Consider the following 20,468-nt stretch of genomic DNA (forward strand, 5'->3'; position numbering starts at 1 on the left):
TGGTTCAGCGTCCTTTCCCAGGCGCGTCGCACCCGGCTGGAGAAAGGGTCAGGACGCACCCCGGTCTGCCGCCAGCAGCGTCCCAGCCGCATCGTCGAATGCCTGTGCCGAGATGCCCACGATCTCCAGCACCATGGCGTCGCCGAAGCGGGTGAAGTTGCGGCGGATGGACTTGTTGTACGCAGGGTCGTAATGGTCGATCAGCAGTTCTTCCACCAGCGGCTGCATTTTCCCCTCCAGCGCCAGCTGCTGCCAGTGACTGATCTTGTCGCGGCCGTACAGCATGGCCAGGCAATCCAGGCGGGTGTTCAACGCCTCGGGCGCTTCGACGAAGTGCACATAGTCCTCCATCAGCAGCGCGACACGGTCGGCCTGCGTCAGCTGCACCGAGACGCATTCCGAGGCACGGATCTTTTCCATCAGCGCCTCCGGCACCCGCAGGTTGCCGACCTTCTTGCTCTCCGATTCGACATACACCGGGCGCGACGGATCGAAGCCCTGCAATGCATGCCAGAGCCGGCTCTCGAACATTTTCTGGCTGGGCTGCGGCTCGCTGGGCAGGTGGCCCAGCACGGAGCCGCGATGGGCCGCCAGCTGCTCCAGGTCCAGCACCTGCGCGCCGTGCCGGTCCAGGGTCTGCAGCAGGCGGCTCTTGCCGCTGCCGGTGGTGCCGCACACCACGATGAAGCGAAACCGGGCCGGCAGTTCGGCCAGGGCCTGATTCACCTGGCGCCGGTATTCCTTGTAGCCGCCATCGAGTTGTACTGCCTGCCAGCCTACCTTGGCCAGGATGTGGGCCATTGCGCCGCTGCGGTTGCCGCCGCGCCAGCAGTAGACCAGCGGTTTCCAGTCGCGCGGCTTGTCCAGCAGCGTCCTTTCCAGATGGTTGCCGATGTTGCGCGCCACCAGCGCGGCGCCTTTCTTCTTGGCCTCGAACGGGCTGACCTGCTTGTACAGGGTGCCGATCTCGGCGCGCTCGGCGTCGTCCAGCACGGGGCAGTTGATGGCGCCGGGGATGTGGTCCTCGGCGAATTCGGACGGACTGCGAACGTCGATGATGGTGTCGTAGCTGCCAAGATCGGGCAGCACGGTGGAAATGGGTAGCAGGGCAGGAAACTTCATTGAATCACTTTACGAGCAGGGGTTGCAGCCGTGGCCAGACGGTGTCGAGCAGAAGCGGCTGGGCGTCCGCGGTGGGATGCAGGCGGTCGCTCTGGAACAGCTCCGGCCGTTCCACGAGCCGTTCCAGGAAGAAGGGCACCAGCGGCACCTTCTGCGCGGTGGCGAGCTTGTTGAACACCGCGGCAAATTGGCGGGTGTAGTCCGGGCCGTAGTTGGGCGGGATCTGCATGCCGACCAGCAGCACGCGGGCATGGATGCCCTTGGCGGCGCTGATCATCGCGCGCAGGTTGTCCTCAGTGGACGCGACCGGCAGGCCGCGCAGCGCGTCGTTGGCGCCCAGTTCCAGCACCATCACGTCGGGCTTGTGCTTGTCCAGCAGCGCCGGCAGGCGGGTGCGTCCGCCGCTGGTGGTGTCGCCGCTGATGCTGGCGTTGACCACCCGCACGTCCAGGTTTTCCGCCTTGATCCGTTTTTCCAGCTGCGCGACCCAGCCGCTGCCGCGCGCCAGGCCGTATTCCGCGGAGAGGCTGTCGCCCAGCACGAGCAGGGTTTTTGATGCAGAATAGGCGCTCGCCGTGGCGCACAGCAGCGCGGTCATCAGCAGAACGCGCCGTATTTTCCCAACCATCGATATCCTTTCCAAGATTGCCTGCATGCCTGCACCGATCAATGCCGAAGTTGCGATTGAAGTTTCCCACCTGAGCAAGCGGGTCGCCGATGCGGCCGGTGAACTCACCATTCTGAAGGATGTGAATTTTACAGTGCAGGCGGGCGGCACGCTTGCCATCGTCGGCGCGTCCGGCTCGGGCAAGTCCACCTTGCTGGGACTGCTGGCCGGTCTGGATACGCCGTCCGAAGGCACGGTGCTGCTCAATGGCGCCGATATCTATGCGCTGGACGAGGATGGCCGCGCCAGCCTGCGCAAGGAACAACTGGGCTTCGTGTTCCAGTCATTCCAGCTGCTGGCGCATCTGACCGCGCTGGAAAACGTGATGCTGCCGCTGGAGTTGCGCGGCGACCGCGATGCCCGCGCCCGGGCCGCGGCCATGCTGGAGCGCGTCGGCCTGAAGGCGCGGCTGGGCCATTATCCGAAATACATGTCGGGCGGCGAGCAGCAGCGGGTGGCGCTGGCGCGCGCCTTCGTCAGCGAGCCGCCGCTGCTGTTTGCCGATGAACCCACCGGCAGCCTGGATGCCGCCACTGGCGACGCGGTGATCGAGCTGATGTTTGCGCTGAACCGGGAGCGCGGGTCGACGCTGGTGCTGGTCACTCACGACACCGCGATTGCCGCGCTGTGCGAACGCACCATCACGATTGCGGCCGGCCGGCTGGTCAACGATCAGCAGCTGCGCGTATCAGCTGGTTGAGACAGGTCCGCACCGCTCGCGGCAGCTCGCTGGCCACCAGGCCGACCGGGCCTATGCCCTGATCCACCAGACTGTCGGCGGCGGCGCCATGCAGCCATACCGCCCCCAACGCCGCTTCCCATGCCGGCCAATGCTGCGCCAGCAGTGCGCCGCACAGGCCGGCCAGCACGTCGCCGGTGCCGGCGGTGGCCAGCGCCGGCCCGCCGGTGACATTGATCGCCACCAGCCCGTCCGGACGGGCAATCACGCTGCCCACGCCTTTCAATACCACCACCGCGCCAAAGTCGGTGGCGAGACGGCGCGCCGCAGCCAGCCGGTCGGCTTGCACCTGGGCGGCGCTGCAGCCGAGCAGGCGGGCCGCTTCCAGCGGATGCGGCGTGAGCAGCGCGCCGCCGCGGCTGACCAGCGCCGTGCGCAGGTCGGCGCCGGCGGACACCATGTTCAGCGCATCCGCGTCCAGCACCAGCGGCGCCGCGCCGGCCAGCACCTGGGACAGCATGGAGCGGGCCTGGCCGCTGCTGCCCAGTCCGGGGCCGGCCACCAGGGTGGCGTGTTCCAGGTCGAGATCGGCGGCGCGGCGGCACATGATTTCCGGATGCGGCGGATCATAGGCCGGCGGATCGGCCAGGAAACCGGCGAACACGCGGCCGGCGCCGCTCAGCGCGGCGGTGCGGGCGGCCAACACCGCTGCGCCTGACATGCCCTGGGCGCCGCCGAGGATGGCGACATCGCCGAAACTGCCCTTGTGGGAATTCTGCCGGCGCGGCCGCAGGCAGGCCGCAAACAAGTCGGCGCCGGCCAGCCACGCGCCCGGCGCCGGAAAGAGCGACGGGTCGATCTCCAGGCTGGCGACGTCCACCAGGCCGGCGTGGTCGCAGCCATCGGCGGTATGCAGGCCCGGCTTGTCGGCGATGAAGGTCAGGGTATGGCTGGCCTGGATGGCCACGCCGTCGGGGCCGACGATGGCGCCGGTGTCGGCATCCAGGCCGCTGGGCACATCCAGGGCGAGCACCGGGCAGCGCAGGCGGTTCACCGCGCGCACCAGGTCCGCCAGGTCGCCCGCGATGGGCCGGGCCAGGCCGATGCCGAACAGGCCATCGAGCACCAGGTCCCAGCCGGCCGCCATGTCGGCCTGGCCGAACTGCCCCGTGCTGGCCTGCGCCCGGCGCAGCGCATCCGCCGCATCGGCCGACAGCGCGGATGGATTGCCGCGAAAATCGATGGCCACCGGCCAGCCCCGGCCCGCCAGCAGCGTCGCCGCCTCCATCGCGTCGCCGCCATTGTTGCCGGGGCCGGCAAGCGCCAGCACCCGGCCGCCAGCCGGCAGGAGCCGCATGGCGAGATCGGCGGCGGCCGCGCCGGCGCGGCGCATCAGCGCGCCGGTAGGGGCGGCCGCCAGCGCCGCGCGTTCGATGGCGCGCACCTCGGCCACGCTGTAGAGGCTGCGCGCCGGCGTCATGACAATGCCTGGGTCAGTCCAAGCACATGGTCAGCGATGGCAAGCGAGGCGGTCAGGCCGGGCGACTCGATGCCATACAGGCCCAGGTAATGGCCGCTGCCATGGGAGGCGAACAGGAAGTCGGCGGCAGGCGCGCCCGGCGGGCTGATCTTGGGCCGGATGCCGGCATAGGCCGGCTGCAGCGAATGCGAGGGCAGCGCCGGCCAGTAGGCCCGGATCTCGGCATAGAAGCGGTCGGCCCGGGCCGGGTCGACCAGGTAGTCGATCTGCTCGTCTTCCAGCCACTCGACGTCGGGACCGAAGCGTGCCTGGCCGCCCAGGTCGAGGGTGAGATGCACGCCCAGGCCGCCGGGCTCGGGCACCGGGTAGATCAGCCGTGAAAACGGCGCACGGCCGGCCAGCGAATAATAGTTGCCCTTGGCGAACCAGGCGCGCGGGATGCTGGCCTCATCCAGCCCGGCAATGCTGCGCGCGATGCGCGGCGCCCACAGGCCGGCGCAATTGACCACGGTGCGGGCATGCAGCAGGAAGCCCTCGTCGTCGCTGCCGGCGCCGGCTTCGGCGACCCGCAGCACGATGCCGTCGTCGCGCCGCTCGCCGGACAGCACCTGGCTGGCGAACGCGATCACCGCGCCGGCATGTTCGGCGTCGCCCTGCAGCGCCAGCATGTAGCCGTGGCTGTCGATCACGCCCGTCATGGGCGAGTGCAGGGCGGCGGTGCACTGCAGCGCCGGCTCCATCGCCCTGGCTTCCTCGGCGCTGATCATGCGCACTTCCGTGCAGCCGTTGGCATGCGCCTGGGCGGCGATTTCGGCCAGGCGCTGATGCTGCGCGGTATTGGTGGCGACCACCAGCTTGCCGCAGCGCTGATGGGCGATGCCGCGCTCGGCGCAGTAGTCGTACAGCGCATCGCGGCCGGCCAGGCACAGCGCCGCCTTGAGGCTGCCGCTCGGGTAGTAGAGGCCGGCGTGGATGACCTCGCTGTTGCGTGAACTGGTTTCCATGCCGATGGCGGGGTGCGATTCCACCACCATCACTTCGCGCCCGGCCTGGGCCAGCGCGCGCGCGACTGCCAGGCCAACGACGCCGGCGCCGATAACAATGACGTCCGTCTTATCCATAACGTGCAAGTGTGAGTCCTTCCGTATCAATATCTGTAGTCTGTCCCGAGATCAGGTCGGCGACCAGCTTGCCCGAACCGGCCGCCATGCCCCAGCCCGATGCGCTATGCCCAATGTTGAGATGCACATTGCGCAGCGCTGTCGGGCCGACCAGCGGCACGCCGTCGGGCAGCATCGGCCAGACGCCGCTCCAGAAACTGGAGGCATTGTAATTCGCCGCGTCGGGAAACCAGTCCTCGCCGACCTTGACCAGGGTGCGCAACGCCGCCTCGCGCAGTTCGGGCGCGGGGAAGCCGAGCTCCACCGTGCCGGCCACCCTGATCCGGGTGCCGAGCCGGGTCACCGATACCTTGTAGCTCTCGTCGGCGACCGACGCCAGCGGCGCCTGGTCGAAGTTGCGGATGGCCACCGATGCCGAATAGGCCTTGACCGGATACAGCGGTACCCGGATGCCGAGCCGGCGCAGCAGCGGCAGGCTGTCGTAGCCGGCGGCAATCACGACGGCGTCGGCGGCGAAGCGCTGCTGGCCGATGGCGAGGGTCACGCCGTTGCGGTCGGCTTCGATCGCGTCGACCGCGCTGTCGAAGTGGAACACCACGCCCATCTCCTGGGCAATCACGCGCAGCTGGCGGGTAAACAGCGGGCAGTTGCCGGCTTCATCGCCCGGCAGGTGCAGCGCCGAATTCAACGGGGTGTGATAGGCCAGGGCGGGCTCGATCAGCCTGGCATCGTCGGAATCGATCAGGCGGTGCGGCAGCCCGGCCTCTTCCAGCAGCGACAGCAGCGGCTGCGCCAGCGCGCGTTCGGTCTGGCTGCGAAACAGTTGCAAGAGGCCGCTGGTCTGCTCGTACTGCAGGGCGTAATGCTCGCGCAGCAGATGCATCAGTTCGTTGCTGTAGAGCGCCAGGCGCTGCATGCGCAACTTGTTGACCTGGAAGCGCCCGATATCGCACTCGGCCAGCCAGCGCCGCATCCAGCGCCATAGCGTGGGGCTCATGCCGGGCTTGAGCACCGCCGGGGACTCCGGCTTGAACAGATAGGACAGCAGCTTCTGCGGCATGCCGGGCGCAGCCCAGGGCGCGGCATGGGCAGGCGCCATCAGGCCGGCATTGCCGAAGCTGGTTTCCAGCGCCACATTGCTGTAGCGCTCGAGAACGACGGTCTGATGCCCTGCCGCCGCCAGGAAATAGGCGGTGCACACGCCCGCCACGCCACCGCCGACAACGGCTATCTGCATTGAATCCGGTTCCCGAGAGGTGGTGCAGCCTGATGAGTGCGGCGCCGCAGGTTCAGCGGCGCGTGGTGTGAAGAGGAATCTGAGTAAGGCATGCGGGGCAAGGCGGCTGCGAAGAGTTGCATAGAGTATCCGCAAACCTTGCCCAGCACAATTGATAGCCCGCTCCAGCCGCGGCCGGTGCGGGCAATCGTCTGAAATTGCACACGCCGGCCGGGCAGTCAGCGACGATCAGCGCGGCTGGTACTGCGGTTGCTGGTACTGCGGTTGCTGGTACTGCGGTTGCTGATACTGCGGTTGCTGATACTGCGGTTGCTGATACTGGGGTTGCTGGTACTGGGGTTGCTGGTATTGCGGTTGCTGGTACTGAGGCTGCTGGTATTGCGGGCCCTGCGCCTGCTGCTGCGGCTCGGCGACATAGATCTCGACCCGGCGGTTGCGTGCCCGGCCGGCCTCGTTGTCGTTCGACGCGATCGGCTCCCGTTCGCCACGCCCTTCGATGGCAACCCGCTGCTGCGCCACGCCGCGGCTGGCCAGGTAGTTGCGCGCGCTGGCGGCGCGGTCGATCGACAACTGGTTGTTCAGCGCATCGCTGCCGGTGCTGTCGGTGTGGCCGATGATGGTGACCTGCGCAGCCGGGTTTTCCACCAGGCCGCTGGCGAAACGGTCGAGGATGGGGCGGAAGTTCGACTTGATGTCGGCGCGGCCGGTATCGAAGGAAATGTCGCTCGGGATCTCGAGTTTCAGACGATTGTCCTGGGTCTGGGTCACCTGAACGCCGGTGCCGCGCGTTGCCTGCTCCATGGTCCGCCTCTGGTTTTCCATGCGTGCGGACCAGACGTTGCCGATGACGGCGCCAGCCGCGCCGCCCAGCACCGCGCCGGTAGCTGTACGGCGTCCGCCGCCGCCGCCGGTCGCGGCGCCCAGCACGGCGCCCAGGCCTGCGCCCACGCCAGCGCCGGTGGCAGTGCCGCGTTGGGTCTGGTTCATGTCCGCGCAACCCGAGACGGCGAGGACGGCAGTGAGCATGGAGATCGTTAATTTACGCATAGGGCATCCTTTTTCTTTGGTAAGACAAAAGCTGGCGCGCGGCTCAGCCTGGCCGAATTGTCACCGATGACGGCTCCCGGCACTGTACGCTGGCGTACATACGGGTGCATGCAAGAAAGCTACGCTAGACACCATTGATGCAAGCCTTCTTGCGCTGGATCAGCCGATCCGCATCGAATACAGACTTGTTCCGATGACTCCCGATGACCGACATTGACGCCGTTCCGTGCAATCAACTGCTGGCCGCACTGCCAGCGGGCGCGTTGCATGCCCTGCTGCGTGACGGCTTGCTGGATCGGGTATCGCTCGACGCCGGCAGCGCGCTGCATGAGCAGGGCGGGCGGATCGATCAGGTGTACTTCCCCGACGACGTGGTGATCTCCTTCATGGCCGTGGCAAGCCAGCGCATGACGCTGGAAGTCGGCCTGGTTGGCGATGAAGGGGTAGCGGGCATTGCCGTTGCGCTGGGCAGCATGGTGTCGCCGGTGCATGCCGTGGTCCGGCGCGGCGGCATGGCGCTGCGCATGCCGGCCGACGCCTTTCGCCTCGCGCTGGGCCGGCATCCCGAGCTGGCGCAGGCCGTGGCCCGCCATGCCCATGGCCTGCTGGTGCAGGCGAACCAGGCCGCGTTCTGCAGTCATTTCCATTTGCTGGAAGCGCGCCTTGCCCGATCGCTGCTGATGATGCGTGACCGGGTGCAGTCGAATGCGCTGCATCTGACGCATGAAATCCTGGGCTTGGCGCTGGGCGTGCGGCGGGTGGGAATTACCAAGGCGGCCACTAGCTTGCAGCAGCGCGGGCTGATCAGCTACAGCCGCGGGGAAATACGGATCCTGGACCGGCACGGACTGGAAGTGGCGTCGTGCGGCTGTTATGCGCTGGTGAAGAAGCTGGCCGAAACATAGGCAGGTTTTCTGATTCTTCTGCCTGCCTGATGTTGCAAGGAACGACAAAGCGACAAGGGCGCGGCCAGTTCAATGCCGCGCGCCCTTGTGCAGACTGTATTACTTCGCCTGGTTGCCGATCAAACCGCCAACCGCGGCGCCACCCACCGTTCCCATCGTGCTGCCGCCGGTAAGGACATTGCCGGCAACACCGCCAACGCCTGCGCCGATGGCGGTGTTGCGGGTCTGCGGCGACATGCCCGAGCAGCCGCCGATGCCGACCAGCGCGGCCACAACCACGATACCTGCCATGGACTGCTTGATGATCTTCATTTTTTCTCTCCTTGGTTCCGTCGGGTTAAGAAATCGCACCTGGTCAGGCGCGTCATTCACGCCCGATCCTCCTCAGCATAGGATGGCGCCTGGAAAGTGTCTGTGCGCTGCCGTACCAAGCACTACAGCTGTCCCGCCGCGCTTGCCTGCATTGCACTGATGCATAAACCTGCGCATCTATGTTCGTTAGCGTACTGAATGCAGCGGGCCGTTGCGGGACACTGCGGCCATGACGAAAAGGCCTGGCTGCGAAACGGCGGGCGTGAAGATATGGCAAAGGCAATCCCATCCGGCAAAGGCAATCAACGCAAGCGCTGCATCGCCGCGCTGGCATGCGCCTCGCTGCTGGCGAGCGCTGCGGCCGGCGCTGCCGACAACGAGCGTCTGCGGCAATACCGCGAGTCGATGGAAGGAGCGCGCGCCACTTACACCGCCGATGCAAGGCATTGCAGGCAGGATGGCGACAGCCGCGCCCTTTGTCTGGCCCAGGCAAAGGGCGAATACAAAAAGGCGACTGCCGAAGCGGTCGCCCACTGGCGCAATACGGCCCAGGCCAGAACCGATGCGCGCATCGCAGCGGCGGACGCCGACCATGACGTCGCCAGGGCGCGCTGCAAGCTTGGTCCCGCCGGGTCGCGGGCCGACTGCATGCGGCAGGCCAAGGCAGAGCGCCTGGCAGTCACGGCCGACGCCAGGTCGGACCTGCGCGTGACCGAGGCGCGCAATCGCGACAAGGAAGAAAGAAAAAAGGCTTACTACAGGGCGGCGCGTGAAAAATGTGACGCCCTGGCTGGCGCTGCGAAGGAGGCCTGCATGACTCTGGCCCGGGCGCAGTACAGCGAGTAAAGGGAGCTCCGCGATCGCGGAAGACCGAGGATGCCTTCGCAAGAAGGCAAATTTGAAACATCAATAAAACAAAGGAAATCATCATGACCATCACCAAACGCATTGCAGCCGCCGTCTTCACCGCATCCATGCTGGCCCTGACCGGCTGCGCATCCGGCCCGTTCGCCAAGAGCGAAAAGACCGAGTCGCCCAAGCAATACGCAGGCGACGCCCTGATCACCACCAAGGTCAAGGCAGCGCTGGTCAATGACCCGATGCTCAAGGCGCGCGAGATCAATGTCGAGACCTACCAGGGAACGGTGCAGCTGAGCGGCTTCGTCGCTACCCGCGAAGAGGCTGCCAAGGCCGGCACGGTGGCACGCGGCATCGAAGGCGTGACGTCTGTCAAGAACGACATCCGCCTGAAGTAAAATCCGGGCAGGGAGGGGCCGGCGATACCGGCCGCCGCGAGGCGCGCGGCGGTATGCCGGCCCTTGCATGAAGCGGCTGCGCCAGCGCAAGAAACGACAATGAACAAACCTTTTGAAGCTGCACCGCAGGCGCCAAGCGCAACCCGCAATCCGGAACCCGACATCGTTCCGGTCGAACGTCCCGGCGCCGAACCGGCGCTGACAGTCAATCCCCGCGTGGCCGTCGACGCCCGCGGCCTGGCTTTATGCATCATCGCCTCGGTGGCCTTTCTGTATGCGCTGCAGTGGTCACAGAAATTCCTGATCCCGGTGATGTTCAGCATCTTCATCTCCTATACCTTGAATCCCGTGGTCCTCTGGCTGCAGCGCATGCGCATGCCGCGCGTGGTCGGCACCACCCTGGTAATGCTGGTGCTCACGCTCGGCGCGGCGGCCGCGGCCAACACCCTGCGCACCCAGTTCCAATCCATCATCGACGGCCTGCCGGAGGCCGCGCACAAGATCTCCAGCGCAGTGGCGCATGCCCAGCAGGGCAAGAAGTCGGCGATCCAGCAGATGCAGGAAGCCGCGGCCGAAATCGAGAAGGCCACCAGCCAGGCGGCAGGCAACAAGCCGCCGGCGCGCACGGTCGTGGTGCCTGAGTCCCCCAAGCTGCGCATAGGCGACTGGGTCTGGGCCGGCTCGCTGGGCGCGGTGGGCCTGGTCGGGCAAACCACCATGGTGCTGTTCCTGGTGTTTTTCCTGCTGCTGTCGGGCGACACCTTCAAGCGCAAGCTGGTCAAGCTTACCGGGCCGACCCTGAGCCAGAAAAAAATCACGGTACAGATACTCGACGACATCAACACGTCGATCCAGAACTACATGTTCATGCTGCTGGTGACCAACCTGCTGCTGGCGGCGATGATGTGGATCGCGCTGCACTGGATCGGCCTGGAAAATGCCGGCGCCTGGGCCGCGGCCGCGGGCTTCCTGCACCTGGTTCCCTATTTCGGGCCGCTGCTGATCACGATCGCCACCGGCGTCACCGCCTTCCTGCAGTTCGGCACCGCCTCCACCGCCTTCCTGGTGGCCGGCATCTCGCTGGGCGTGGCGACCGTGGTCGGCACCTTCGTCACCACCTGGATGACCGGGCGCATCGCCAAGATGAATCCCGCCGCGGTCTTCATCGGCCTGCTGTTCTGGGGCTGGCTGTGGGGTATCTGGGGGCTGCTGCTGGGCGTGCCCATCATCGTGGTGATGAAGGTGATCGCCGAGCATGTCGAAGGGCTGCAGTCAGTGGCGGAGCTGCTGGGCGAGTGATGCGGCGCCCGCCGCCGGCGCGGCAGGCTTTCCGTTTGGTATGGCCGGGCATTACAATGGCGCCCATTTGACAACACGATGGCCACCATGAACCTGCGTCGATCCCTGTTGCGCGGCATTGCCGCCTCCCTGTTGCTTGCCGCTGCGCCCGCCGCGCTGGCGCAGGCCTATCCTTCCAAGATGATCCGCTTCGTCGTGCCGTATCCGGCCGGCGGCCCGCTCGATGCGATTGCCCGGATGCTTGCCGAGAAAATGCGCGACGGCATGGGCCAGCAGGTCATCGTCGACAACAAGCCCGGCGCCGGCGGCAATCTTGGCGCCGACATCGTGGCCAAGTCCGCGGCCGATGGCTACACCATCGTGATGGGCGCGGTGGCGACCCATGCCATCAATCCGACGCTGTTCGCCAAGATGCCCTATGACCCGGTGCGCGACTTCGCGCCCGTGTCGCTGGTGGCCAGCGTGCCCAATGTGCTGGTGATGAATCCGGACATCGCCAGCCGCAACGGCATCGCTTCCGTGCCTGACCTGGTGAAGTATGCCCGCGCCCATCCGGGCCAGCTCAACTTCGCGTCCGGCGGCAACGGCAGCGCCGGGCATCTGGCCGGCGAGCTGCTCAAGTCCATGGCCAAGGTCAGCATGGTGCATATTCCTTATGCCGGCGCGGCGCCTGCCCAGCTGGGCCTGCTTGCCGGCCAGACCGACCTGATGTTCGACAACCTGGCATCGGCCAGCCAGAACATCCGCGCCGGCAAGCTCAAGGCGCTGGCGGTCACCACGGCAAGGCGTGCAGAGGCCGTGCCCGATCTGCCGACGATCTCGGAAGCCGGCAAGGCCGAAGGCCTGGGCGGCTTCGACATCAATACCTGGTTCGGCGTGCTGGCGCCGGCCGGTACGCCGGCCCCGGTGGTGGAGCGCCTGAATGCGGAGATCCGCAAGGCGCTGCAGTCGGCCGACGTGCGGGAGCGCATGAGCAAGCTGGGCGCCGAGCCGTCGCCCACCTCGCCCGAGCAGTTCGCGTCGCTGATCCAGGCCGAGCTGAAGAAGTATGCGGCGGTGGTGAAGGCGTCCGGCGCCAAGGTCGACTAGGCGACTGAGGCGCTTCCGGCCCGACCAGCCCAGGCGAGGCCAGAGATAAACTGGCCGGTATCGATTAACTGGTCAGGCCCGAAGCGCCGGAAGCGTTCCAAAGACCAGACCATCGCCGGTGCAACCTCTGGCAGGCGTCATGCGCCGTCCACAGCGGGATGCACGCCTGCCTGCGCCACGGCGCGGCGCATCAGCGCCTCCATCGCGTCCGGCGGCAGGGGCCGTGAAATGTAATAGCCCTGCACCTCGTCACAGGCAAGCTCGCGCAGCAGCCGCAGTTCTTCCTCGGTTTCCACGCCCTCGGCCACCACGCTCATCTCGAGCACATGCGCCATCGATACGATGGCGCGGAAGAAGGCCACGCCCTGCGCGCCGGAGCCCAGCTGCGACGTGAATGCGCGGTCGACCTTGAGCACGTCGAGATCGAGCTGCTGCAGCTGCGACAGCGAGGAATAGCCGGTGCCGAAATCATCCACCAGCAGCCGCACGCCCAGCGCCTTGATCGCGGCCAGCTGCTCCGCCACCGGACGGTCGGCGGCCAGCATGCAGGACTCGGTCAGCTCCACTTCCAGCAGCCCCGCGTCTATCCGGTGGCGCGCCATGCAGTCCGCCAGCATCGCCGCCACGTCGCCCTGGTTGAACTGCTGGGCCGAGACATTGATCGACACCGGCACTGGCGGCAGGCCCAGACCTTGCCAGGCGCCCAGCTGGGCGCACACCTTGTCGGCCACCTGCTCGCCCAGCGTCAGGATCAGCCCCATGGACTCGGCCACCGGGATGAACTCCAGCGGCGGCACCATGCCGCGCTGCGGATGCTGCCAGCGCACCAGCGCCTCCATGCTGCGCAGCTCGCCGGTGAAGGTGTCGACGCGCGGCTGGTAATGCACCAGGAACTGGTCGCCCTCGATCGCATCGCGCAGCGCCTGCTCCAGCGCCAGCCGCTGCACCAGGCTGGCCGACAGGTCCGCATGATAGAACCGGAACTGTCCCTTGCCGCTGGCCTTGACGGCGTACATCGCAATGTCGGCATGCTTGATCAGCGTCTCCGCGTCCTCGCCGTCGGCAGGGTACATGCTGATGCCGATGGATGCATGCACCGCGTGCCGGCTGCCGTCGGCGAGCACGAATGGCGTTGACAGCGCATCCACCACCCGCGCGGTAATGGCTTCGACCTGATCAGCGCTGCCGATCTGCTCCAGTATCACGGTGAATTCGTCGCCGCCCAGGCGCACGCCATGGTCGCCGGGGCGCAGCGCGCTGCGCAGCCGCAGCGCCGTCATGCGCAGCAACTGGTCGCCGGCCGCATGGCCCAGGGTGTTGTTGATGTTCTTGAAATCGTCGAGGTCGAAGAACAGCAGGGCCAGCATGCCGCCGCCGGCCTGCGCCCTTGCCAGCATCTGGGGCATGGTCTGCATCAGCCAGTGCCGGTTGTGCAGCGTGGTCAGCGCATCTTCATTGGCCATGCGGGCCAGCTGCTCGGCATGCGCGCGCGAGTCGGAGATGTCGCGCACCGTCATTGCCAGCGCATCCTCGGACCGGACCAGCTTGCGGTGCAGCCACAGGGGCCGGTCGCGCCCGACGGCGCTGACCTGGAATTCATCCTCGTGGAAACCCTCGTCCATGGCATGGCGGAAGATGTGCATGACCTTGTTCAGCGCGGCGCCGCGGTATAGCTCGCTGAAGGACTTGCCAATCAGTGCGGCGCGCGCATAGCCGACGAAGGCGGCGCCGCGCTCGTTGCAGTCTTCGACCTGGAAGTCGATGATCTGGCCCTGGCCATCGGTCTGGCTGCGCACCATGAAAAAGCCCTCGCGGGCGCCGTCGGTGGCCAGCCGGTAGGTGTCCTTGATGCGCGCCTCGCGCTGCGCATGGGCGGCGGCGCGCAGGGAAGCCAGCATGCCTGCAATGCCAGCGATGATCAGCACCACGGTCAGGGTCGTGGCATAGCGCCGGTCGGTCAGCGCGGCTTCCTGGGCAGCGATGTAGATCTGGCTGGTGGCAAGACCGGCTGTTGCCACCAGCGGATAATCCGCAAGCCGTTGCCATGCCAGAATGCGCGCCGCGCCATCGCTGAACTGGCCGGCACTGCCTGGCAGCACGCCGGCATCGCCTTGCGGCCCCGGCGTGGACGCCAGTAGCGCGTGTCCTGCCTGCGCGCTGTCGCCCGTCCTGGCGGCGACGAGGGCGCCGTCGAGGCGGTGCAGCGCAATAAGGTCCTGGCCGCTCATGCTGGACTGGTCAAAGAAGGAGAGCAGGACGGCAGGTTCGACCGCAACCAGGATCACGCCATCGAACCCGCCATTGCGGTCGCGCAGCGCCCGGCTGAAGGCGATCACGGGCCTGCCGAATGAGCGGCTGATATAGGGCTGGCTGATGAACAGGCCGACATCGGCGCTGCCCTGGTGCGCCCTGAAGTATTCCCGGTCAGCCACGCTTTGCGGCGATGGATTGGGCATGGTGCTGGACAGGTTGCGTCCGTGACGGTCGAACACCACCACGTAGAGCTTGGATGTGGGTGGATACAAGCCGTGGCCAGCCTGGTCTTCCAGAGAGGGCCGCTGGCTGGTGTTCTCCCAGTAGTACTTCAGCGTCAATGTGATCTGGTTGATTTCGCTGACGGTGCGCTGCAACTGCTCGGCGTAGGAACGTGAAAGCGCTTGCGCATGCAGCGTGGCCCCCGCTTCGGCCAGGCGGCGCTCCCGTACTGCCTTGGCGCTGACCATGATCCATATCAGCGCAATGACCAATGCGCACAGCACGGGCAGGGCGATTGCCAGGCGCGGCAATCTGTTCATCTGTATCTTCAAGGTAAAAACGTCTCCGGCCAGGCCAGCACAGCTTGCGGTTGGCATCGCCAACCATGTCAGGCTTGCTGTCTTTCATCAGCTTGGGGCGCATTATTGCATCGTCCGGGCGCGGCAAACAGCACTCGGCGGTTTTTGATGTAACGCAAGGGAAACCGCAAGGCGGGGTTCTAGCATGGGCTGGCTTTGATGACAACCTGAAATGACCAGAGGAGAGTGCCATGTTTAAACATCTGCTGGTGCCTACGGACGGCTCGCCGCTGTCTGCCAAGGCGGTGCAGGCCGCCGTCGGTTTCGCCAGGGAGGCCGGCGCACGCATCACGGCGGTGTCGGTAGCGGAGCCGTTCCCGTACTCCGCGCTGTCCGAATCCGCCTTTCTGCCGGACCAGACCCGGTATGAAAAGCAGATGCAGGACCAGGCGCGACGTCACGTGGACGAAGTGGCGGAGGCGGCGCGCGCCGCGGGCGTGCCCTGCGAAACCCGGGTCGCGCTGTCGTTCAGTCCTTACGAGGAAATCGTGCGCCTGGCCGATGAACTGGGCTGCGATGCGATCTTCATGGCCTCCCATGGCCGCAAGGGCGTCAACAGGCTGTTCGTGGGCAGCGAAACCCAGAAAGTGCTGGCGCACAGCACATTGCCAGTGATGGTGTTCCGATGACCGCGGCGACTTCTGGCAATGGCAAATGGGCGCCGCGCCTGACACTGGGCCTGCCGGCGGTGGATGCCGCCCATCGCGACCTGCTCGACGAACTGGCGAGGCTGGCCGACATGGCCGATGCCGAATTCCCGGAAAGCTATGCGCGCTTTGTCGCCCAGGTCGAAAAGGACTTCCGCGAGGAGGAAGACCTGATGGAAGCCAGCAGCTTCTCGGGCCTGCCCAGCCATCGCGAACAGCATGCCCGGGTGCTGGGCGGATTGCACCATGTGGCCAGGCAAGTGATGGCCGGCGAGCTTGCGCCGGGAAGGGAAGTGGTCGCGCTGATGCCCGGCTGGTTCCTGCTGCATATCGAAACCATGGACAGCGCGATGGCGCTATGCACCCAGGGCGCACAGGCCAGCGTCTGATCGCGCTGCGGCGCAGCGCCTGGCTGTCAAACGGAAGCGGCCTTGCGGGCGCCTCCTACCCCAGCTGCCTCGCGACCGTTTGCGCTGCCTCCGGATAAAGCGGACGCAGCACGGCAACCAGGTCATCCAATGAGCCGCCGCAGGTAAAAACCAGCATGTCGCCTGGCTGGCAACGGGCCAGCATGCGCGCCAGCGCCTGCCTGACATCCGGTTCGGCATCGCTCCAGCCGACGCCCGCTTGCCGGGCTCCGGCCAGCAGGTGATCCGCGGTATCGCCCGGCGGCCGTCCGCGGGGTTCGGCCTCGTAGACCAGCAGTTCGTCGAAACCGCCGCCGCAGATGCGGCCGATATCGGCGAGGTCGCAATCGCGACGGTCGCCCGGCACGGTGATCACGGCGCGCAGCCTGCCGCTGCACAGCGAGCGCGCCATCGCCACCAGGCTGGCGCAGGCGGCGCTGTTGTGGGCATAGTCGACCAGGATGGCGATGCCGCCCGCCTCGAACAGGTTGGCGCGCAGCGGATTGCCGGCCGCGTCCGAGACGAAACTGGCCAGCCCTGCCACCGCCAGTTCCGGCGCATGCCCGGCGCCGATCAGCGCCGCCGTGGCCGCCATGGCATTGGCGACGTTATGCATCGCATGGCCGCCCAGCGCGGCAGGCATGGCGTTCACCCCGATCAATGGACGGTGCCGCCCCTGGCTGGCCAGCATGATGCGGCCGTCTTGCAGGTAGACGCCGCGGCCGCCCTGCGCCAGATGGCGCAGCAGCACGGGCGCCGCATGATCCATCGAAAAGTAGATCACCTCGACGCCGCGTCCCAGCCGGGCGCGCATCGCCACGCAGTGCCCATCCTCCGCATTCAGCACCGCCGCCCTGCGCGCCGAGCGGGCCACCACCGATTTCACTTCCGCCAGCTCTTCCACGCTGTGCACGCCGTCCATGCCGAGATGGTCGGCGCTGACATTGAGCATCACCGCCACATCGCAGCGATCGAAGCCGAGGCCGCGCTTGAGCAAACCGCCGCGCGCCGTTTCCAGCACGGCGACCTCGGCGTGCGCGGCTTCCAGCACCATGCGGGCCGACCAGTAACCGGTGCAGTCGCCCTCGTCGATCTGCTGGCCGGCCACGTGTATGCCTTCGGTCGTGGCAATACCCGTGCGCAGGCCGGCGCGCGTGAGCGCATGCCCGAGCATGCGCGTGGTGGTGGTCTTGCCATTGGTGCCGGCAACGGCAATGACGGGAATGCGGCCGTCGCCGCCATGTGGGAACAGCGTATCGAGGAGGGCGCCGGCTGCCTGCCTGGCAGGTTCCGCCCCCATGCAGTCCATCTCGGCCGCGTCGGCCACATGCAGCCGCTGCTGCCTGTATCCCCAGCCAAGCTGTGCCGGCTGTCCCGGCTCGGCCAGCGTCTGCAATGGAATCCGCCGCGCCAGCGCCGCCCTGGCGATGGCCGCCGCGCCGGGTGGCGTCGCATGCTGCTGCGCAAGCAGGCGCAGGCTGGACAGTGCCGCTGCGGCATCGGCATCGGCCGCCTGGCCCTGCAGCAAACGGGCTGTGATCTGCATCGACTGCTCCAGCGCGCTTTCGGCAAGCGCTTCGATCCGATAGCCCAATGCGATCCGGTAGCGCTGCGGCCAGCCATGCTCCTGGCGCACGGTCCAGAAGGCGGTCGTGCAGCCGGCCGCACGCTGCAGGGCTTGCGCAAGGGCGCAGACCAGGTGAACCGCGGTGGCATGCCTGGCAAGCGCCGGCCCGGCAAGCGATGCCAGCAGCGCTGCGGCCGCTTCCGGAAGAGGCGTCGGGGGAATGTCATGGCCAAGTTCGATCACGGCCATCAGGCAAGGCTGTCTGGCGTAACGGTTCGGGCCGCGCAGGAAGCGCAGTTCGGTCAGATTCATCGGTTGCTGGCGCTGGTGCAGGCAGCGGCGTGGGCATTACTCATGTTCGAGGTAATCGATGGGCATGTCGCGGTTGCTCTTGCTGCCGGCCTCGGTGCGGCTTACGGCGATCAGGCCGATATCGACTTCCTCCGGGAAGAAATCGATGGCCCGGCTCAGCGCCTTTTTCAATGGCACGCCCTCGGCAATCCAGCTGTAGACGGTATGGGCCAGCAGGTGCCGCACGATCTGTTCGCCGATGCCGGTTGCGGCCACCGCGCCATGCGGTCCGGCGTAAAAGCCGCTGCCGATGATGGGCGTGTCGCCAACCCGCCCCAGCAGTGCCGGCGCGGTGCCGCCGGTGGAGCCGGCAACGGCAAAGTGGCCCTGGGCGTCGCGGGTAACGGCGCCAACCGTGTCGCCGCCCTGGGGCGCAGGGTAGTTCCAGTATGTGTCGAAGGCCTGGTTGTCGACGCCGGGCAGGGCAGGGCTGCCACTGGCCATGCGCTCCTTCAGTTCCTGATGGCGCCGGCGCGCATGCTCGCTGATCACATGCGGCTGCTGCAGGCCAACCTGCGCGGCGAACCGGCGCGCGCCGTCGCCGGCCAGCAGCCAGTGCGGCGTTTCCGCCACCGAGCGCGCTACCCGCACCGGATTGCTGATGCCCTGCAGGCAGGCCACGGCGCCCAGCCGGCCGCGGGTGTCCATCACCGCCGCATCCATTTCGACCGTCGCGCCGTCAAGGCCCAGCACCGAGCCGCTGCCGGCGTTGAAGCGGCCGTCATCCTCCATCGTCACCACGGCGGCGACGGCGCCGTCCAAGGCATCGCCGTCGCGCATTGCCGCAATGGCGGCGTGGGCGGCGCGCACGCAACCATCCGCATAAAGGCTGGGCGCCCCAGCCCCGCCATGCACGATTACCGCCATTCTTCCCGCATGCCCGTTCATCATTCACCATCCCGATCGAAGCATCAATTCTGGCGCATCAATCGCACTGTGTATGTGCGATGGTTGACATAGCAGGCAAGCGTCGAGCTACACAGATTAAAAAATGCAACTATCGATAAAGTTTTTACGCTTTCCGAAAAACCAAACGACAAACCCGCTGCCAGAAGAATCGCCGTTTACGACCAAGCGTGACGAGGCGAGGCGAGGACCGTGGCAATCCTGCCGCGCCATGCGTTTTCAGCATCACGACAATGCATTTCCCTGCGCGTGGGGTTCACTATTCTCCCGGCGCAGGCTGCGCCGCCTGCCCGGAAAATCCATCCATCAAGCCAACCCGGTCAGCGCATCGTGCCGCCGGTGGCGCCGCCGCCCATGCCGCCGGAGCCTGCCGCGCTGGAAGCGCCGCTGCCGCCTGCCGAGCCGGCGGTGCCCGAGGATTTATTGCCCGTGCCCAGCTGGCGGCTGTTGCCGCTTTCCATGCCGGCCGCGCCTTGGCCGGTGCCGGTGGCGCCGGAACTGGAGGTGCCGGATGCGCCGGACATGCGGTCGCTGCCATTGGTGGCGCCCGGGGTGCCGGATGCGCTGTGCTGACGGCTTACCGACGGCGTGCTGTCATGCCGGCTGGTGCCTTTCGGGCCGCGTTTTTCCGTCGTGGCTGCGCCGTCCATCAGTCCCTTGCCAGGCGCCTCGCTGGCGTGGCCGGATGGATGGCTGTCGTGGCTGCCGCCTTGCTGGGCGTAGGCCGATCCGGCAGCAAGCAGGGAAGTCAGCAGCGTGGCAATAAGTTTGCTCTTCATGAAGTGCTCCTAATGGAAAAGAGGCGCAAGGCGGTAATCGCCGCGCATGCCGGTTAGAAAATGGCTGCAGGCGGAGTTCAATCAACTGTCGCCCGAGGGGTGTTCGGACAAGCTTTGGCCGTTTTCATCGGCCTGCCATCGCAACGCGCAGGCATGGCCAGGGGAAATTTTCCCGCACGGATGGGTGGCGCTAAGCCGGCAGTTAGGTATGCATTTCTGACAAGAGAGTCATCCTTCGTCCTATACAGCGATAGATGAGCGTTCATTAGGATGAGTCAGTGCCGATGCCGTCACTGTCGATAAAGCCAGTGAAGCGGGCAGTGCATCTGACTTTCGTTGACTCTTTCAGAAAGGAATATCATGGCTTCCACCAAGCAAGACTCCAAGCAGGGCAAGCAGGGCGACCGAACCAGCATGCGCGGATTCGCATCGATGGACCCGAACCAGCAGCGGGCCATCGCCAGCGAAGGCGGACGGGCGGCACATCGCAGCGGCAATGCGCATGAATTCACTTCGGAAGAAGCACGCCGTGCCGGCAGCATGAGCCACAAGAACAGTCGCAAGAACAGCGGCAATCAGGGCAGCGCGTCGGCCGGCAACGAGGGCGGCGGTTCGACCCGCGGCGGCACCAGCGAGCAGCACGCGGAGGCTGGCCGCCAAAGCCACAAGAACCAGAAGTAAGGAACACCGGAATCAGGCAAAGCGGCGGATGCGGGGCGCATCCGCCGCTTTGCATTTGTCCTACTGATATTTGCCCGGACGG

At 66.6% G+C, this 20,468-nt stretch carries 21 protein-coding genes; 10 read left to right on the top strand and 11 right to left on the bottom strand.

Annotated elements, in window-relative coordinates:
* Positions 1–48 precede the first annotated feature (48 nt).
* Together mnmH and ABC383_RS03940 are read right to left on the bottom strand one after the other, a co-directional pair.
* Complete coding sequence (gene mnmH / locus ABC383_RS03935; protein ID WP_413012071.1) at positions 49–1,122, bottom strand: tRNA 2-selenouridine(34) synthase MnmH; 1,074 nt, start codon at positions 1,120–1,122, stop codon at positions 49–51.
* Positions 1,123–1,126: 4 nt separating this feature from the next.
* On the bottom strand, positions 1,127–1,750 hold the full coding sequence (locus ABC383_RS03940; protein WP_413012072.1) for an arylesterase: 624 nt from the start codon (positions 1,748–1,750) through the stop codon (positions 1,127–1,129).
* Positions 1,751–1,775: 25 nt separating this feature from the next.
* Here ABC383_RS03940 and ABC383_RS03945 point away from each other — a divergent pair, with 25 nt between their 5' ends.
* Positions 1,776–2,489: an ABC transporter ATP-binding protein gene (locus ABC383_RS03945; protein ID WP_413012073.1), complete on the top strand. Its 714-nt coding sequence runs from the start codon at positions 1,776–1,778 to the stop codon at positions 2,487–2,489.
* Here ABC383_RS03945 and ABC383_RS03950 read toward each other — a convergent pair.
* From ABC383_RS03950 to ABC383_RS03965, 4 genes are all read right to left on the bottom strand, one after another.
* Entirely contained in the window at positions 2,455–3,948 is a 1,494-nt protein-coding gene (locus ABC383_RS03950; RefSeq protein WP_413012074.1) for an NAD(P)H-hydrate dehydratase, read from the bottom strand. The two genes, ABC383_RS03945 and ABC383_RS03950, sit on opposite strands and share 35 nt — an antisense overlap.
* Positions 3,945–5,069: an NAD(P)/FAD-dependent oxidoreductase gene (locus ABC383_RS03955; protein WP_413012075.1), complete on the bottom strand. Its 1,125-nt coding sequence runs from the start codon at positions 5,067–5,069 to the stop codon at positions 3,945–3,947. The genes ABC383_RS03950 and ABC383_RS03955 overlap by 4 nt, the downstream gene beginning before the upstream one ends.
* The gene (locus tag ABC383_RS03960) at positions 5,062–6,306 is read right to left on the bottom strand and encodes a D-amino acid dehydrogenase (protein WP_413012076.1); all 1,245 of its coding nucleotides are present in this window, start codon (positions 6,304–6,306) and stop codon (positions 5,062–5,064) included. Before ABC383_RS03960 ends, ABC383_RS03955 begins: the two co-directional genes overlap by 8 nt.
* Positions 6,307–6,534: 228 nt before the next feature.
* Positions 6,535–7,353, bottom strand: a complete 819-nt coding sequence (locus tag ABC383_RS03965) for a YiaD family glycine zipper/OmpA-like lipoprotein (RefSeq protein WP_413012077.1) — start codon at positions 7,351–7,353, stop codon at positions 6,535–6,537.
* 203 nt (positions 7,354–7,556) lie between these two features.
* On the opposite strand from ABC383_RS03965, the gene ABC383_RS03970 reads away from it, so the two are divergent.
* Positions 7,557–8,258, top strand: a complete 702-nt coding sequence (locus ABC383_RS03970) for a Crp/Fnr family transcriptional regulator (RefSeq protein ID WP_413012078.1) — start codon at positions 7,557–7,559, stop codon at positions 8,256–8,258.
* 99 nt (positions 8,259–8,357) lie between these two features.
* Here ABC383_RS03970 and ABC383_RS03975 read toward each other — a convergent pair whose 3' ends face one another.
* Positions 8,358–8,570 carry a glycine zipper 2TM domain-containing protein gene (locus tag ABC383_RS03975; protein WP_194711081.1) on the bottom strand — a complete coding sequence of 71 codons (213 nt, stop codon included), beginning with the start codon at positions 8,568–8,570 and terminating at the stop codon, positions 8,358–8,360.
* 270 nt (positions 8,571–8,840) lie between these two features.
* Here ABC383_RS03975 and ABC383_RS03980 point away from each other — a divergent pair, with 270 nt between their 5' ends.
* From ABC383_RS03980 to ABC383_RS03995, 4 genes are all read left to right on the top strand, one after another.
* Positions 8,841–9,416 (top strand): hypothetical protein, encoded by a 576-nt coding sequence (locus tag ABC383_RS03980; RefSeq protein ID WP_413012079.1) that lies wholly within the window; start codon positions 8,841–8,843, stop codon positions 9,414–9,416.
* An 83-nt stretch (positions 9,417–9,499) separates the two neighbouring features.
* Positions 9,500–9,826 carry a BON domain-containing protein gene (locus ABC383_RS03985; protein ID WP_413012080.1) on the top strand — a complete coding sequence of 109 codons (327 nt, stop codon included), beginning with the start codon at positions 9,500–9,502 and terminating at the stop codon, positions 9,824–9,826.
* Positions 9,827–9,925: 99 nt separating this feature from the next.
* Complete coding sequence (locus tag ABC383_RS03990) at positions 9,926–11,125, top strand: AI-2E family transporter (RefSeq protein ID WP_413012081.1); 1,200 nt, start codon at positions 9,926–9,928, stop codon at positions 11,123–11,125.
* Between the two features lie 87 nt (positions 11,126–11,212).
* Positions 11,213–12,214: a tripartite tricarboxylate transporter substrate binding protein gene (locus tag ABC383_RS03995; RefSeq protein WP_413012082.1), complete on the top strand. Its 1,002-nt coding sequence runs from the start codon at positions 11,213–11,215 to the stop codon at positions 12,212–12,214.
* Positions 12,215–12,351: 137 nt separating this feature from the next.
* Here ABC383_RS03995 and ABC383_RS04000 read toward each other — a convergent pair whose 3' ends face one another.
* Positions 12,352–15,009: a bifunctional diguanylate cyclase/phosphodiesterase gene (locus tag ABC383_RS04000; RefSeq protein WP_413012083.1), complete on the bottom strand. Its 2,658-nt coding sequence runs from the start codon at positions 15,007–15,009 to the stop codon at positions 12,352–12,354.
* Positions 15,010–15,074: 65 nt separating this feature from the next.
* Here ABC383_RS04000 and ABC383_RS04005 point away from each other — a divergent pair, with 65 nt between their 5' ends.
* Genes ABC383_RS04005 through ABC383_RS04015 form a run of 3 tightly spaced genes read left to right on the top strand, consistent with a single transcriptional unit; the run spans position 15,075 to position 16,084 of the window.
* On the top strand, positions 15,075–15,224 hold the full coding sequence (locus ABC383_RS04005) for a hypothetical protein (protein ID WP_413012084.1): 150 nt from the start codon (positions 15,075–15,077) through the stop codon (positions 15,222–15,224).
* A gap of 15 nt (positions 15,225–15,239) precedes the next feature.
* The gene (locus ABC383_RS04010; protein WP_413012085.1) at positions 15,240–15,677 is read left to right on the top strand and encodes a universal stress protein; all 438 of its coding nucleotides are present in this window, start codon (positions 15,240–15,242) and stop codon (positions 15,675–15,677) included.
* A complete protein-coding gene (locus tag ABC383_RS04015) occupies positions 15,674–16,084 on the top strand; it encodes a bacteriohemerythrin (RefSeq protein ID WP_413012086.1) in 411 nt (136 codons plus the stop codon). The genes ABC383_RS04010 and ABC383_RS04015 overlap by 4 nt, the downstream gene beginning before the upstream one ends.
* 55 nt (positions 16,085–16,139) lie before the next feature.
* On the opposite strand, the gene ABC383_RS04020 is transcribed toward ABC383_RS04015, so the two are convergent.
* From ABC383_RS04020 to ABC383_RS04030, 3 genes are all read right to left on the bottom strand, one after another.
* Positions 16,140–17,981 carry a Mur ligase family protein gene (locus tag ABC383_RS04020; RefSeq protein WP_413012087.1) on the bottom strand — a complete coding sequence of 614 codons (1,842 nt, stop codon included), beginning with the start codon at positions 17,979–17,981 and terminating at the stop codon, positions 16,140–16,142.
* Between the two features lie 36 nt (positions 17,982–18,017).
* Entirely contained in the window at positions 18,018–18,911 is an 894-nt protein-coding gene (locus ABC383_RS04025) for an isoaspartyl peptidase/L-asparaginase (RefSeq protein ID WP_413012088.1), read from the bottom strand.
* Between the two features lie 335 nt (positions 18,912–19,246).
* Complete coding sequence (locus ABC383_RS04030; protein ID WP_413012089.1) at positions 19,247–19,705, bottom strand: hypothetical protein; 459 nt, start codon at positions 19,703–19,705, stop codon at positions 19,247–19,249.
* 360 nt (positions 19,706–20,065) lie between these two features.
* On the opposite strand from ABC383_RS04030, the gene ABC383_RS04035 reads away from it, so the two are divergent.
* The gene (locus ABC383_RS04035) at positions 20,066–20,386 is read left to right on the top strand and encodes a KGG domain-containing protein (RefSeq protein WP_413012090.1); all 321 of its coding nucleotides are present in this window, start codon (positions 20,066–20,068) and stop codon (positions 20,384–20,386) included.
* Positions 20,387–20,468 lie beyond the last annotated feature (82 nt).

Source organism: Noviherbaspirillum phoenicis (genome assembly GCF_047237965.1).
Classification (GTDB): Bacteria; Pseudomonadota; Gammaproteobacteria; order Burkholderiales; family Burkholderiaceae_D; genus Noviherbaspirillum_A.

Bases quoted from the DNA above. Each gene is read 5' to 3' on its own strand.
- mnmH (WP_413012071.1), bottom strand. From the start codon at position 1,122: ATGAAGTTTCCTGCCCTGCTACCCATTTCCACCGTGCTGCCCGATCTT.
- ABC383_RS03940 (WP_413012072.1), bottom strand. From the start codon at position 1,750: ATGGTTGGGAAAATACGGCGCGTTCTGCTGATGACCGCGCTGCTGTGC.
- ABC383_RS03945 (WP_413012073.1), top strand. From the start codon at position 1,776: ATGCCTGCACCGATCAATGCCGAAGTTGCGATTGAAGTTTCCCACCTG.
- ABC383_RS03950 (WP_413012074.1), bottom strand. From the start codon at position 3,948: ATGACGCCGGCGCGCAGCCTCTACAGCGTGGCCGAGGTGCGCGCCATC.
- ABC383_RS03955 (WP_413012075.1), bottom strand. From the start codon at position 5,069: ATGGATAAGACGGACGTCATTGTTATCGGCGCCGGCGTCGTTGGCCTG.
- ABC383_RS03960 (WP_413012076.1), bottom strand. From the start codon at position 6,306: ATGCAGATAGCCGTTGTCGGCGGTGGCGTGGCGGGCGTGTGCACCGCC.
- ABC383_RS03965 (WP_413012077.1), bottom strand. From the start codon at position 7,353: ATGCGTAAATTAACGATCTCCATGCTCACTGCCGTCCTCGCCGTCTCG.
- ABC383_RS03970 (WP_413012078.1), top strand. From the start codon at position 7,557: ATGACCGACATTGACGCCGTTCCGTGCAATCAACTGCTGGCCGCACTG.
- ABC383_RS03975 (WP_194711081.1), bottom strand. From the start codon at position 8,570: ATGAAGATCATCAAGCAGTCCATGGCAGGTATCGTGGTTGTGGCCGCG.
- ABC383_RS03980 (WP_413012079.1), top strand. From the start codon at position 8,841: ATGGCAAAGGCAATCCCATCCGGCAAAGGCAATCAACGCAAGCGCTGC.
- ABC383_RS03985 (WP_413012080.1), top strand. From the start codon at position 9,500: ATGACCATCACCAAACGCATTGCAGCCGCCGTCTTCACCGCATCCATG.
- ABC383_RS03990 (WP_413012081.1), top strand. From the start codon at position 9,926: ATGAACAAACCTTTTGAAGCTGCACCGCAGGCGCCAAGCGCAACCCGC.
- ABC383_RS03995 (WP_413012082.1), top strand. From the start codon at position 11,213: ATGAACCTGCGTCGATCCCTGTTGCGCGGCATTGCCGCCTCCCTGTTG.
- ABC383_RS04000 (WP_413012083.1), bottom strand. From the start codon at position 15,009: ATGAACAGATTGCCGCGCCTGGCAATCGCCCTGCCCGTGCTGTGCGCA.
- ABC383_RS04005 (WP_413012084.1), top strand. From the start codon at position 15,075: ATGTCAGGCTTGCTGTCTTTCATCAGCTTGGGGCGCATTATTGCATCG.
- ABC383_RS04010 (WP_413012085.1), top strand. From the start codon at position 15,240: ATGTTTAAACATCTGCTGGTGCCTACGGACGGCTCGCCGCTGTCTGCC.
- ABC383_RS04015 (WP_413012086.1), top strand. From the start codon at position 15,674: ATGACCGCGGCGACTTCTGGCAATGGCAAATGGGCGCCGCGCCTGACA.
- ABC383_RS04020 (WP_413012087.1), bottom strand. From the start codon at position 17,981: ATGAATCTGACCGAACTGCGCTTCCTGCGCGGCCCGAACCGTTACGCC.
- ABC383_RS04025 (WP_413012088.1), bottom strand. From the start codon at position 18,911: ATGATGAACGGGCATGCGGGAAGAATGGCGGTAATCGTGCATGGCGGG.
- ABC383_RS04030 (WP_413012089.1), bottom strand. From the start codon at position 19,705: ATGAAGAGCAAACTTATTGCCACGCTGCTGACTTCCCTGCTTGCTGCC.
- ABC383_RS04035 (WP_413012090.1), top strand. From the start codon at position 20,066: ATGGCTTCCACCAAGCAAGACTCCAAGCAGGGCAAGCAGGGCGACCGA.